This is a genomic window from Sulfitobacter sp. SK012 (genome assembly GCF_003352085.1).
Lineage (GTDB): Bacteria > Pseudomonadota > Alphaproteobacteria > Rhodobacterales > Rhodobacteraceae > Sulfitobacter.
In genome coordinates, this window is record NZ_CP025804.1 from 4,020,415 (window position 1) to 4,033,476 (window position 13,062).

Genomic DNA, 13,062 nt, shown 5'->3' on the forward strand with positions numbered 1-13,062 from the left:
CTGAAATGCTACCATTCGCACCCCACGGCGACGCTCGCCTTGCCTACCGTGCGGACTTCCGGCACGACCGTTACTGCAATTTGTCGCTTTTTGACCTCAGCCGACGCAACATTCTGTTTCACCTCTCATTGCGTGCCGATACCGGGACGGCTGTTGTCAATCGCCGCAAAGGCGAAGTCTGGGCACGCGAACAGCACCGCAATGTTGCCATGCCCGACAGCGGTGTGAATGTGGTCCTTGAATTTAAAGGACCAAGCCTGAGTGTCCAAATTGATGGCACCGAGGCATTTCGTTTTGCAAACCGCTTCACCCGGCCTTTCCCCGGCATGCGTGGTGCGGGGTATGCAGATTTCTACGGCGGTCTGTTGGGTCCCACGCTTGAGATGGATGTACGCGTCGCTGACGCTTTGGGGGATGGCCCCGCGCTGCGGCTCGACCAACGCCTGATGCTACGCGGGGTGCAACCTGCGGATCAACAGTTGGCTCTTGGCTTGCCCGATATGCCGTTACCACTCAAACTCATCACAGAAACGATCGGTGCGGAACAACACCTTCGCAGCATTATCCCCGGACGCATCTGGCAAGCGATCTCCCCGGATGCACCACTAACGGTGTACGTCGGTGGGACTTCCCTCACGATCACCCGCGCAGCCCTTGCTGCGCGGATCACCACGATGCTTGAGGACGGGCCTGAGCTGAAGACGGACGCGTTGGCCGCAGCGCAGGTGATTGAGCATGTCCGGTTTGCGGGTTTGATGCCCATCCTCACACAGGGCGCGCGCGCTAAGCTTGTTCGGCTAGCACACGGCATGAAGCTGGATGGTTTTTTATCGCAAGATACCACCACGAGCGCACCGCTGCCCTCGCCACCAGCGCCGGAACATGATGCCAAGACCGAGGCGCGCTTCCGCGCTGAACACGACGCCCTCAGCGCTTTCGTCAGCAATGCCACGTCGCCGTTTGGCGCTTATCTGGCCGCCAATGCCCCCCCAAAGGGACAGCTTCGCAAAGCCTGCCTCGCCCTGACAGAACTTGCCTGCAACACGCCCGATCCAACCTCGCTTCGCGATCTGTCCGCTGCAGCAAAGACGTTGGGTTTAGGAAAAATGCCAGATCTTACCTTCCCATGGGAAGTTTCTGCCCTGCTGCCTTGGCGTTGGCTTGAAGGTGATCACGCCGGCCTGCCTACGCTCATCAACCGGCTGACTGAAAATAGTGACGATTGGATCATGACGCCGCCGCTGGCGTGGGTCATGCAACGGGTGGCAGCAGAGGATGTTCCTTTTGATACTGCGCCGTTGATCAACGCCTATGCAGCATTTCTTGAAGCTCAATCCACCAGCTATTGGGGCCGCAGCAATTGCGCCGCCCTTATTGACGCGACCGCCGACTTGCTTGCTGCGCGGGACCGTTTTGAACCTGACACTGCCCAGCAAATCGAGACACTGTGTCTGAAGGTCTACGCACTGACCCCTGCGTTTTGGTCTGCATTGGCGGCACGAGAGCCAGAGCTGTCCCCCGCGTTGATCCATGCTCGCGACGCATTTGCAGCGCTACAATCGGGCGCACCAACCCAACGCCACCTAGACTCACTCGCAAAAACCGACTGCATCGATCTGCCCCGCTTTCGTCGCGACTTTGCTGTTCCCACTCAAACAATCACTGGCGAAGCAGCACTCCGCCATCTGGCTCATCCTGAAACGCCCGAAGACGCAGCACAGGACACTTCACTAACAACAGCCGCGCGGGAGTGCATGCCATCGCTCTATGCGGAGACTTCTATCAACGCCGATGCCGCAAAAACAGAAGTGACGACCCGCGCGGCCCAAACCTTGTTAGATGATCCATCACAAACGCACCTGTTGGATTACGTCAAACAACTTAACGGAATGCCCGATGAAGCGCTTGCTTCAGGTCTGAATTTGTCGGTAGTGGCAGCGCTTTTACAAGGCAACCACCACGCCGAAGCAAACGCGCTCTGGCAAGAAACGCCCGATAGCCCACTCCAAACCGACCAACCGGCCCTCGAGCATGCGCAAGCCCTGCTGACCCGATCGGGGAACGATCCACTGGCAAAAGAGGCCCTCAAGCGTTGGTCGCATCAAGCTGCTTCTCTTCCCGCCACCGCGATGCTTTCTGCGGGCCTGGGCCTTCACAACACGGTCGTCACAGTATTTTCCTGCGAGGCCCATCTGGACACCCGCATTCCGCAAATGCGGCGCGGCTGGTTGAGTGATCTGGCCGCGATTGGCGTGCCCTATGTTATCATCATTGGCGGCGGCACAGATCCCAAAGGTGTGCTTGCGGGTGATGTGCTAAGACTGCAGGCGGCGGATGACTATGAGGGGCTGCCGGAAAAGACACTTGCGGCTGTGCGCTGGGTACACGAGCAGACTCAATTCGGGCATCTCTACAAAGTAGACGACGATTGCTTTGTGAATGTGCCCACGCTTTTCGATGGGCTGCCCCATCTCAAGTTCGATTATTATGGCCGCCCGTTGATCCTTGCACCGGGACAAATGGACCGCGGTTGGCATGTAGCGAAATCCACCAGCCCGCGTGGGCGGCTTGAGTTGGATAAATCACCCGAGCCGTCGCGCTATGCCGATGGTGGTTCAGGCTATATGCTCAGCCGTCGCGCCATGGGGGCCGCTTTGAGCGCGCTTGAAACGCCCCAAGGTCAGGCCCTGTTGCAAAGCTCGTTTATGGAAGACAAACTTTTGGGCGATTTGCTCTCGCTCAAAGGGATCTCAGTTGAGGGCGAAGATTACCTTATCACCGTACGCCGCCGCGAAGCGTCTGGGGGGATTGCAGTGCCGCGCTGGGTCAATGGGTTTGACGCCAGTCAAACCGCGCCAGTTAAACTTGTTCACCTTGACGACCCAGCAGCGCAGGACGCAGCCTACGCACGGCTTAAAACGCCCATTCTGCGGCCTGCAAAAATTTGGCCAAGCTTTCAGAATGCCACGCTGGGTCCCCATTCCAACGCGCTTGAGATGATCTCGCCTCCCGACCGTTTGGATTTGGCACGCAATGCTTCTGTCGCCGTCGTGGCCTGTGTGCGCAACGAGATGTTCATGCTCCCGCATTTTCTTGCCCATTACCGTAGCCTTGGGGTCAAGAGTTTTCTCATTGCCGATAATTGCTCGGATGATGGCACGCTCGAATATTTAGCTGAACAGCCCGATGTCGCGCTGTTCACTGTCGATACCGAATATAGCCGCTCGTATTACGGCGTGGCATGGCAGCAGGCGCTAATTTCCAACTTTCGGGTTGGGAAATGGAGCTTGATGGCCGATGCCGATGAGCTGTTGGTTTGGCAACATCCCCAGCGACAATCTCTGCCCGATTTGCTTGCGGAAGACGACTTTGCAGATGCAGATGCAGTGCGGATTTTCATGCTGGACATGTACCCGCGAGGGCCGCTCGCGGCAGCAGATTTTACCAACGGTGATCCTTTTTCCGATTGCGGCTTCACCGAAAACCAACCGTTCCTCACTAACGCCACCAGTCGAGGCCCATTTTCGAACAGTCGCACTTGGACAAGTGCTGTTCGCCACCGCTTGATCCCTGGGTCGCGGCCCGAATTGTTTGTCGCACAAAAATTGGCCCTGCTGCGCTATCAGCCGTGGATGCGCCCTACGGCGGGACTACATTACGTTGGGGGCACAAAGCCTGCTGACCGCGAACTTCTGTTTGCGCATTTCAAATATAACGCTGATTTTCGCCGCAAAGCGCTCGCTGAAGTCGCACGCGGCCAGCATTTCAACGACGCCGAAGAGTACCGAAAATACCTCGCCGTGGTTAGCGAAGGCCGCGATGTGATTTATGAAAATGGTATATCTGTGCCGTGGACCGACAGCGACTTCGTACGCGCAAGGCTAACGCGTCAGGACTGATAGTAGCGCTTGAGATCCGCGATATGCCCATCCATTGACACCGGGGCAAGCGCATCAGCCCAGTAAGCATCCAGATCAACACGGTCTTGCAAAACATCCGCAATCCGCGCATCAAAATCACCCACGTCACCAGCGCGGTGTACCAATGCGGTGCCTCCCCCAAGCTCAGACGCGCCGCCCATGTCGGAGGTCAGCAAAGGGATGTGCCGCGCATGCATTTCAATGGCGACTTGCGGCAGGTTGTCCTCCCACATGACCGGGATCAGCCCCAGATCAACGCCCTCTAGCAAATCATCAAGCCCATCCGCAGTGTAGCCGTCCAGATGCGTTAGGCTCGCCAATCGCGGCTCCAACGCCATCATTCGGTGCATCAGATCAGGGCTGCCTTGCCGCGCTGCGACCACTAAATGCAAGCGGGCGGCATCCGCGTCATCCAAATTCTCTAAAGCGCTCAGAAGAAATGGAAAACCCTTATCCGCCCGCATGTATCCCAGATATGCGACCCGCACCGTGCCGTCTTTCGCCAGTAGCGACTGAGCGGGCTTTGTGGCCTCAAAATACGCGGCATGGGCGGTGCCGATATAGCTGGTGTGCAAGATATCAGGGCGAATGCCGTAATCCGCTGCGATCTGGCCTACGCGGTCTGACACTGCCAGCACCACATCGCAATTGGCGTTGATGGCGTCGATCATTGCAGGCCGCCGTGCGGCAAAATGCGGAGCTTGATCGGGTGCGACGCGTGAAGTCTTAGGCCGCAGTTTGGCCAATAGACGAGATGCCCGTGAGCCCACCCGCATCATGTTCCTGAACCCAAAACTGAACAGGCGCGATCCCGGCCGGATACCCGCAGATTTCAATCGATACGCCAGCGCATTGGCCAATCGCAAATGGCGGGGGTTCTGAACTACGGGCAGGCAGTTGACACACGCACGCCCGCTTTCAAAATCGGCGCACGAGACCTCCTCTCGCTGCCACAGGTTTACTTGCGGGCAAATCGGATAGTAGTTGTGCAGCGACAAGATGAATTTCGTCTTTGGAAATTGCAGCTTCAGACGCAGCACATCCACTGGCAGCCCCTCGAGGTTGTTGAAATGAACAACATCATAGGGTCCCGTCTCAAGTATGAAGTCCGCAACCACATCTTCGGTCGCCGCATCACTTATCTGCGCGGGATCACCATATGAAGAATGACCCGAAGCCAAAACGGCAGAATTTACGATTTCATAGCGATTTGCACGGTTCTCGTCAGGGCCGTGACGGAGTTTCTCCCAGCGCGGCACGTTGCCTTTTAGATCAAAGGACAACCCGGCACAGAGGAACGTAGCCTGCACCCCGCGTTCCTTGTCCCACGCACGCATTACATTGCGCTGATAGACGCTGACGCCGCCACCACGTGCTTCATCATCCAGGTAATCGACCCAGTTATAGTAAAGAATGCGCATGTTCAGGACATCAACCTTTCGTGCAGATCAATTGCCTGATCCAAATCATCAAAATACTGAATACGCCCTTGTTCCAGTACCAAACCGGCTTCGCAAAACTGGCGAACTTGGCCCATGTCGTGGCTAACCAAAATGGCGGAAGACGTCTTCATACGGTCCACAAAGACCGCGCGGCTTTTGCGTTTGAACGATGCATCCCCCACCGCAGTCACCTCGTCCACCAGATAGGTGTCAAAACGAATACCCATCGACGCACCAAACACCAACCGCGAGCGCATGCCCGACGAGTAGCTACGCACCGGCATGTAAAAATGCGGTCCTAATTCGGCAAAATGGCGCACAAATACGATCAGGCTGTCGGTGTCTACACCGTAGATGCGTGCAATAAATCGGATGTTCTGCGCGCCAGTCAAATCAGGGTGAAATGATCCGCCGAATCCGACGGGCCATGAAATTGTGCCATCCGAAACAATCCGCCCTGCCGTTGGCCGCAGATTCCCAGCAATCATTGACAGCAGCGTAGATTTTCCAGCCCCGTTTCGACCCAGAAGGGCGAGCGATTTTCCCGTCGGCAGCGTCAAATTCAGATCGTTGATGACCATTTTGGGCACACCGCGCACCCAATAGGTCTTTGAGAGGTTCTCAAAACGGATCATCTGCCGTTCAGCTCAATTACGGTCGCGAAGCGAATAAAAGATCAACGCCATTATCGCCCATGATAACAACAAAAAGAACGCTGCCATCGCCACCAATCCCCAACGCGACGGGTATTCCGATGTTTGCGCAAGCGTGGGCTGAATATAGGTCGCCAAATACATGCTTTGACGCTGGGCGTTGTTGCGCGCCAGATCAAGCGCAGCGAGGGCCGCACCATAGGTCTGTTCGGCAAACTCCCGGTCCACGCTCAGACTCTCAAACTCGGCGATCAGCGAGGGATAGTCCTCGCCGACGCCACCATTTGCGGTGTCATCGCTGGAGAAGGTGTCGCGCTCTGAAGAGATCCGCTCGCGGATAACTTGGGTGCGACGCAGGGCTTGTACGATGCGCGGATCACTGCTTTTGGTCGTTTCCAACAGCAGATCGTATTCGATTAGCGATTCCGCCAGCTGTTGTTGCAAGTTGTTCATCACACCCATGCGGCCCTGGATATCGGCGGCTGGGTCTACGATCTGCGTTCGGGTGCGGAACCGCGTCAAATCCTCGCGTGCCTGCTTCAACCGGTCCACCGCCAGATTGAGATCCGAAATCGCATAACTCATCGCGTCATCACGGGCCTGCGCATTCAGTGAATTAATCCGGTCCTGGCTTTCACGCACAATTTCTTTGGCAATGTCTTGAGCCAACTGCGGATCATAGGCCAGCACGCGCACTTCCATAAGCCCCGAAGAACTGTCGAGGGAGATGCGCACAATCCGTTGCCAGTACCATTTCATGTCCTCTGCCGTCGCATCAGGCCAGATCGCAAAGACCCAGTCGTTCGGCCAATTTTGGGCATAGTGCCCACGGACATCCAGCCGATCCTGCACGATATTGACCATTTCTTGGCTTTGTATGAACTCATACAAAATCTCGCTGTCCGCCCCCCCGGAACTACCCCCGACGATCGCCGAAAGCCCGCCAAGCAATTCCGACGCCCCGCCGCCTTCGTCTTGTCGCACAGTAAAGCCAGTCGTCGAAGCGTATTGATCCTCCGCATAAATCGAGAGGTATAGGATAACCAGCGTGAGCGGGATGACGACCAGCCCCAAAAAGCTGGCCAAAAGCTTCCAATGCCGCTTGCGCATCGTGGCAGGTACGGCCAGCGGACGAATGTTCACTGTAGGCACTTGACCACCGGGAGGCGGTTTTTTTCGGACGGCAGGTTGTCGCACGGATTGCACCACGGGCTGTGTTCCAGTCCGATGCGTAGCAGGAACCGCAGGGGCCGCAGGCGCGCGTGCCGCTTCGGCTGCGGCCTCTTGCGGGCTTTGCGGTGTCGGACGAGGGGCTGTGTTATCTTCAGGCATGCTTTAGTGTCCCGGCTTTAGCCGTTTGAATTCTTGTCTGACCTTCTACATACTCCACAACGTTATTGCCAGCATCGGAACGGCTTTTCACATGACATATTCACCGCAAGATATTGAACCAGCCCAACGCCCCGCTAACGCGTTTGGCGGCGGGCGTAACATGCGCTTCGCCTCGTTTCGCTGCATATCGGCGCTGATCCTGCGCGAGATGTCGACGCGCTACGGCCGATCACCGGGTGGCTATGTCTGGGCAATCCTGGAGCCTTTGGGCGCAATCCTCGTGCTGGCCATGGGATTTTCACTTCTGTTGCGCACGCCGTCGCTTGGCACCAGTTTTTTGCTGTTCTACGCTACGGGTTACTTGCCGTTTCAGCTTTACTCAAACCTGGCGAGCCTGATTGCACGCTCAATCAATTTCTCACGTGCGTTGCTTTCTTATCCAGCGGTCAGCTGGCTCGACACGGTGCTGGCGCGGTTTTTGCTCAACAGTATGACCTCGGTGCTCGTCGCCTATATCTTGCTGGCCGGAATCTTATTCTTTACCGATGCCCGCACTACTCTGGAGGTCACACCAATTATTTGGTCCATGGGTCTTGCGATGCTCTTGGGCCTTGGCATGGGCACACTTAACTGCGTTGTTGGCGGGCTCTGGCCCGTCTGGGACACGATCTGGGGCATCGCAATGCGTCCGCTGATGATTGCGTCGGGGGTATTATTTCTTTACGAAGATCTACCTACCGCGGCTCAAAATATCCTGTGGTACAATCCACTTATGCATGTCACCGGACTGATGCGGCAGGGGTTTTACCCGACTTACACAGCGTCCTACGTCAGCGAGATATTCGTACTGATGACCGGGGTCGCGTCCCTCACTTTGGGTTTGATCTTGATGCGTCGCTATCACCGGGCTTTGCTGGAACGCTAGTGCTCCATGCGACCACCGTGGGGTGTGTCACATCCGTGTGGCGGCGCAGCCCATGCCAGATTGCGCGCATCATAAGCCCCATAAATGCACGCTTTTCACCAGTGTAGTTGCTCACTTTCAACAGCCATTTCGGGATCACGATCAGCAGAACGGGCACAAAGAACCAACCTGCGGCCACCCGGTACACCATCAACAGATTGCGGTGATGATAATAACATTTCCACAGGGGCCGAAAGCGCTTCTCTCCGTCTTCAATGGTGGAAAAGTCATGCTCAAACCGCAAATTGGGATCAAATGCGATGCGTCCATCCGCTTGGCGCAAACGCAGTGAATACAGCACGTCATCCCCGTAGATAAACAGCTTACCATCCGGCAAACCAATCTGGCGCACGGCCTCAGCAGCGATGAAAAAGCCAACAAAGGATGCCACATCAATGTCACGTGATCCTGCGGCCTCGTATTCCGGCTCAGACAAATGAAACCCGTTCCGCCCGCCCGTGAGTGTGCTTTTGAACACATCCCAATGCCAAAACGGGTTGATCGCAGGCCGGTTCATATCGCAGATTTTGCCGCATGGGTGGTACACAGCAGCCGACCAGCCCCAATGGCTGCTGCGCGGTGCACTATGAAACTTGACAAAACACGCAGGCTCTGGCCGCGCGTCGTCGTCCATCACCACAATCCAATCTGGCGACAACTGCTCCATTGCGTGGCGCATCCCGATCTCAAATCCACCTGCCCCGCCAAGGTTCTTGGACGACGTGATCACATTCAGCCGGGTGTTGGTTTGGCTCTCCAACCAGGCCGCCGTATCATCAGTACTGGCATTGTTAACGACAACCACGGCGGCCAGATGATCAGCCTGCACTCCGAGCAACCGCTCCAACGTGATCTTAAGCTGAGCAAGACGGTTAAAAGTCACCACAACCGCCACAAGGCGGCCAGCGTTGGACGTAGTTTCAAGGGTCAAGACAGGTATCCTCAGCGGTGAATGTGGGCGTTGCATACATCAGTCGGACTGGGATGCCCAACCCCTGATCGATGTTTAAATGCTGCGCACCAAAAGGCCCAGCGACAGCGCCAAGACCCCGGCCCCGGCAACCACCTCAATCACCGGGATCACCCAGTTCAACGCGGGCGCGCCTGCCAGCCCACGCAAGATGCCACCTCTAAAGCCTGACGCCGCAAGTCCGACCGCGACTGTCACTGCGCCTGTGCCCAGCGCCATAGCAAACACACCAGCGATGCCAGCGGCCGCGATGCCCATTTGCCACGTGATAATCAGCACAAACAGCGCACCGGTACAGGGCCGGATCGCGATGCCTGCAATCAGAATTACCGCTTCGCGCAGCGTGCCCGCTGCCTGCGTTTCTTCCAAGGAGGGTCCATGGCGATGGCCGCAACTTTCGCACGTGTCACTTTCCCCGTGATGATCGTGGCCCGAAGTCTTCCTTGCTCGTATCAAGCGCCGCATGCCGCGCAGGGCCAGCCATCCTCCGATCAACGCGATCGCCGCGTAACTTGCGGGAGCCATGATCTGCTCGGATGTGCCGATCATCGCTTCGCGCGTTGCGCCTAACAGCCACAGCCCCGCATACGCCAAGATAATCGCGGTCACGGCTTGGCCCAAGCTTGAGATCAGCGCAATCGCCGACAGCCGGACCATCGGCACGGCGCGACCCAGTCCGTAGCCACCCACCAGCAGCTTGCCATGCCCCGGCCCAACCGCATGGAAAAATCCATAAGCGAAACAGGCCGACATCAGCAGCGCCAATGCCCCCGGCTCGCCGCCTCTGAGCGCGCGAAGTGTCCGCGCAATCGTATTCTGGAAAGCACGCTGTTCGCTTGCCGCATACACCGCAATCCGTTCAAACCCGCCGCTGAACCACAGCACCGCGAGCGCCGCAGCGAGGACCAGCAAGGAAATGCTCAGGATGCGGGGCATGTCACCTGCACTAACGTTGCAAACCGTTTGCCGATCTTTGGGTATCCGGCCTCATCCGCTTCGACATCAGGCGGTAGTTGCGCCAATTCGGCCTGCGTTAGCGCAAGGGCTGCGTCAATATCGGGCGGGCTCACAACTGCCTCGCACCCTTCACGGGTTACACTTACGGGCAAGCTAACCTCATAGGCCGTGTAATACGTCGCATCATAGGGCAGGATATTCAGCGTTGATGCATCCAGCGACGGCGTCTCCTCGACGGCGCGCAGATGTGTCGTGGTAATTTTGCCGTCGTCAAAGCTTGCCGTTACGTTCTTCGGCCCTGACAACCTCACAGGCACATTGCCCAGCGTCGCCTCCAGATCACCGTTGAAACCTTCGATCCAGTTCATGTCAAATCCGGTCAGACGGGCGATCTCAGCTTCCGTCAGGGTGCCGTCATAATCGTCATCCAGGCCCATGTCCTCGGTCACGAGCAATGAATAAAGCTCGTCATATTCCCATGTCACTTTCAGATGCGTCACACGGTTTTGCGCATCCACCAACACTTCAATCCCAGTGTTGATAAAAATATGTGGATGCGCCGCAATCGGCGTCGATAGCATCGTGAAAAAGGCAAACAGACGGATCATACGTGCAACCTAAGCTGCAGCGCAGCGGGCTGCAATTGCCTTCAGCTTCACGATCTAAACAGCAGCCGAAATCAGCGCAGCTAACCGCCGCACGCCTTCGCGAATTGTTGTCTCATCTGCCCGAGAAAAGCTGAGCCGCAGGGTATTGGTGCCCGACCCATCTGCGAAAAACGCATGGCCGGGTACAAATGCTACCCGTTCGGTCTTTAGCGATTGCTCCAACAGATCGCTACTATTCAGATGCTCCGGCAGCGTGACCCAGACAAACATGCCGCCCTCGGGCCGCGTCCATTCCACACCTTCCGGCATATGCGCGGCTAATGCCTCAAGCATACAATCGCGCCGCGCCGAATAAGCCGCTCGAATTTTGGCCACATGACTGTCAAAAATCGTTGTCGCAACGGTCGCAATCGCCATCTGGTTGATTGTCGCGCTGTGCAGATCCGCCGCCTGTTTCAACAAGACAAGTTGGGCAATAACTGGCTGCGCCGCACAAACCCAGCCAACCCGAAGCCCAGGTGCCAGTGTCTTGGAAAAACTGCCGCAATAAATCGTGCGACACGCCTCGATATCGCCCTTGCGCACAATCTCTCGTGCCAACACAGGTGCAATCGCTTCGCCGTCATAACGCAGCGATTGATATGCTGCGTCCTCAATCACGGCGATATCCAGCTCTTCGGCCAGATCAAGCACGTGGTCGCGTGCGGCCGCGTCCAGCGTCTCTCCGGTGGGATTGGCAAAATCGACCGACATATAGGCGAACTTGACGCGCCCGCCTGTTTCGCGTGCTGCATCCGCGTAATCTTTTGCGCTGCGGTTCGATCCAGAGTTCAGGCGATCATAGCGTGGCTCGTACGCGTTGAACGCTCCCAAAGCCCCCAGATATGTGGGCCAGCCAATCAGCGCCGTATCCCCTGGCGAAAGCATCATCTTGCCCAGATAGTCCAAGCCTTGCTGCGAGCCCGATGTGATCAAGATATTGTCACGAGAACACGGAATGCCCAGCTTGGCCATCTCGCCCACGATCCAGTCACGCAGCGGCCCGTAGCCCTCAGAGACCGAATATTGCAGAGCTGCATCTTGCGTATCACCGCTCAAAGCATCCGAAAATGCGTCCTGAAAGGCCTTCGTCGGAAAAAGTGCTGGGTCCGGAATACCACCCGCAAATGAAATGATATCTGGCTGATCCAACAGCTTCAAAAGCTCGCGGATTTCGCTGGCGGCCATCCGTTTTGTGCGGCTCGCGAAAATTTCTGCCCAGTCCATGTCTCTCTCCCTGACGTCTCCCGCATCATAACAACACCAGCAACACCATTAGGTCAATATCTCTTACCTAAAATATCTTTGACGGGATCGGTCTTACGCGCAACGCGATACCACGACCCAGCGATTGCAACGCGGCGCACTGCCCGCTAAGACGCAAGCGTCCCTAGCCAAAGGCCCACGCCCATGACCTTCGACCGTTCCCTCAAAATTGCCCCTTCCATCCTTGCCGCTGATTTCGCCAATTTCGGTGCCGAATGTGCAGCCGTTGAGGCCCAAGGTGCCGATTGGGTTCATGTCGATGTGATGGATGGTCATTTTGTGCCCAACATCAGCTTCGGTCCGACAACCTGCGCCGCGATCCGCCCGCACATCAAAGGCATCATGGATGTGCATCTAATGATCGCGCCCGTCGATCCTTATATCGACGTTTTTGCACAGGCCGGTGCGGATTTCATTACCGCCCATGTCGAGGCAGGACCTCATATTCATCGCACCCTGCAGGCGATCCGCGCGGCGGGCTGCAAAGCCGGAGTAGCTCTGAATCCCGGCACCCCGGCAGAGGTTGTCGCGCATCTGCTCGACATCACCGATTTGGTCTGTGTGATGACCGTGAACCCCGGCTTTGGGGGCCAAAAATTCATCGATATGACCGACAAAATTCGCACATTGCGCGCTATGATCGGCGATCGACCAATCCATATTGAAATTGACGGCGGCGTTGACGCAAAAACCGCACCCACCGTGGCTCAAGCCGGTGCAGATGTGCTGGTTGCAGGCTCTGCAGTCTTTAAGGGTGGATCGGCTTCCAATCCGGCACCTTACGGCGAAAACATCCGCGCAATCCGAGCTGCGGCAGTGGGCACATATGTCTGATCTCAGCTGTTAAGACATCTCAAAAGGCGGCCGGTTTCTCCGTTTACTTCGGTGTGCACGCTTAGAGATTTGCGATT

At 56.7% G+C, this 13,062-nt stretch carries 10 protein-coding genes; 3 read left to right on the forward strand and 7 right to left on the reverse strand.

Going from position 1 to position 13,062, the window contains the following annotated elements; translation table 11 throughout:
• The first annotated feature begins 5 nt into the window (after window positions 1-5).
• Window positions 6-3,899, forward strand: a complete 3,894-nt coding sequence (locus tag C1J03_RS19640) for a glycosyltransferase family 2 protein (RefSeq protein ID WP_114888118.1) — start codon at window positions 6-8, stop codon at window positions 3,897-3,899.
• Here the strand turns inward: C1J03_RS19640 and C1J03_RS19645 are convergent.
• Genes C1J03_RS19645 through C1J03_RS19655 form a run of 3 tightly spaced genes read right to left on the reverse strand, consistent with a single transcriptional unit; the run spans window position 3,890 to window position 7,347 of the window.
• Entirely contained in the window at window positions 3,890-5,341 is a 1,452-nt protein-coding gene (locus C1J03_RS19645) for a glycosyltransferase (protein WP_114888119.1), read from the reverse strand. The genes C1J03_RS19640 and C1J03_RS19645 overlap by 10 nt on opposite strands.
• Before the next feature lie 2 nt (window positions 5,342-5,343).
• Window positions 5,344-5,997, reverse strand: coding sequence for an ABC transporter ATP-binding protein (locus C1J03_RS19650; protein ID WP_114888120.1), 654 nt, complete (start codon window positions 5,995-5,997; stop codon window positions 5,344-5,346).
• A gap of 12 nt (window positions 5,998-6,009) precedes the next feature.
• Window positions 6,010-7,347 (reverse strand): sugar transporter, encoded by a 1,338-nt coding sequence (locus tag C1J03_RS19655; protein WP_114888121.1) that lies wholly within the window; start codon window positions 7,345-7,347, stop codon window positions 6,010-6,012.
• Between the two features lie 91 nt (window positions 7,348-7,438).
• Between C1J03_RS19655 and C1J03_RS19660 the strand changes: the two genes are divergently transcribed.
• Window positions 7,439-8,272: an ABC transporter permease gene (locus tag C1J03_RS19660; protein ID WP_114888122.1), complete on the forward strand. Its 834-nt coding sequence runs from the start codon at window positions 7,439-7,441 to the stop codon at window positions 8,270-8,272.
• Here C1J03_RS19660 and C1J03_RS19665 read toward each other — a convergent pair.
• The 4 genes from C1J03_RS19665 to C1J03_RS19680 all read right to left on the reverse strand — a co-directional run bounded on the left by C1J03_RS19665 (window position 8,217) and on the right by C1J03_RS19680 (window position 12,112).
• Window positions 8,217-9,242 carry a glycosyltransferase gene (locus tag C1J03_RS19665; RefSeq protein WP_254694108.1) on the reverse strand — a complete coding sequence of 342 codons (1,026 nt, stop codon included), beginning with the start codon at window positions 9,240-9,242 and terminating at the stop codon, window positions 8,217-8,219. The two genes, C1J03_RS19660 and C1J03_RS19665, sit on opposite strands and share 56 nt — an antisense overlap.
• Before the next feature lie 75 nt (window positions 9,243-9,317).
• Window positions 9,318-10,217, reverse strand: coding sequence for a nickel/cobalt transporter (locus tag C1J03_RS19670; RefSeq protein ID WP_114888124.1), 900 nt, complete (start codon window positions 10,215-10,217; stop codon window positions 9,318-9,320).
• The gene (locus tag C1J03_RS19675; RefSeq protein ID WP_174234480.1) at window positions 10,202-10,846 is read right to left on the reverse strand and encodes a DUF1007 family protein; all 645 of its coding nucleotides are present in this window, start codon (window positions 10,844-10,846) and stop codon (window positions 10,202-10,204) included. The genes C1J03_RS19670 and C1J03_RS19675 overlap by 16 nt, the downstream gene beginning before the upstream one ends.
• A 54-nt stretch (window positions 10,847-10,900) precedes the next feature.
• Window positions 10,901-12,112 (reverse strand): aminotransferase-like domain-containing protein, encoded by a 1,212-nt coding sequence (locus C1J03_RS19680; RefSeq protein ID WP_114888125.1) that lies wholly within the window; start codon window positions 12,110-12,112, stop codon window positions 10,901-10,903.
• 183 nt (window positions 12,113-12,295) lie between these two features.
• On the opposite strand from C1J03_RS19680, the gene rpe reads away from it, so the two are divergent.
• On the forward strand, window positions 12,296-12,985 hold the full coding sequence (gene rpe / locus C1J03_RS19685; protein WP_114888126.1) for a ribulose-phosphate 3-epimerase: 690 nt from the start codon (window positions 12,296-12,298) through the stop codon (window positions 12,983-12,985).
• Window positions 12,986-13,062 lie beyond the last annotated feature (77 nt).

Bases quoted from the DNA above. Each gene is read 5' to 3' on its own strand.
- C1J03_RS19640 (WP_114888118.1), top strand. From the start codon at position 6: ATGCTACCATTCGCACCCCACGGCGACGCTCGCCTTGCCTACCGTGCG.
- C1J03_RS19645 (WP_114888119.1), bottom strand. From the start codon at position 5,341: ATGCGCATTCTTTACTATAACTGGGTCGATTACCTGGATGATGAAGCA.
- C1J03_RS19650 (WP_114888120.1), bottom strand. From the start codon at position 5,997: ATGATCCGTTTTGAGAACCTCTCAAAGACCTATTGGGTGCGCGGTGTG.
- C1J03_RS19655 (WP_114888121.1), bottom strand. From the start codon at position 7,347: ATGCCTGAAGATAACACAGCCCCTCGTCCGACACCGCAAAGCCCGCAA.
- C1J03_RS19660 (WP_114888122.1), top strand. From the start codon at position 7,439: ATGACATATTCACCGCAAGATATTGAACCAGCCCAACGCCCCGCTAAC.
- C1J03_RS19670 (WP_114888124.1), bottom strand. From the start codon at position 10,217: ATGCCCCGCATCCTGAGCATTTCCTTGCTGGTCCTCGCTGCGGCGCTC.
- C1J03_RS19675 (WP_174234480.1), bottom strand. From the start codon at position 10,846: ATGATCCGTCTGTTTGCCTTTTTCACGATGCTATCGACGCCGATTGCG.
- C1J03_RS19680 (WP_114888125.1), bottom strand. From the start codon at position 12,112: ATGGACTGGGCAGAAATTTTCGCGAGCCGCACAAAACGGATGGCCGCC.
- rpe (WP_114888126.1), top strand. From the start codon at position 12,296: ATGACCTTCGACCGTTCCCTCAAAATTGCCCCTTCCATCCTTGCCGCT.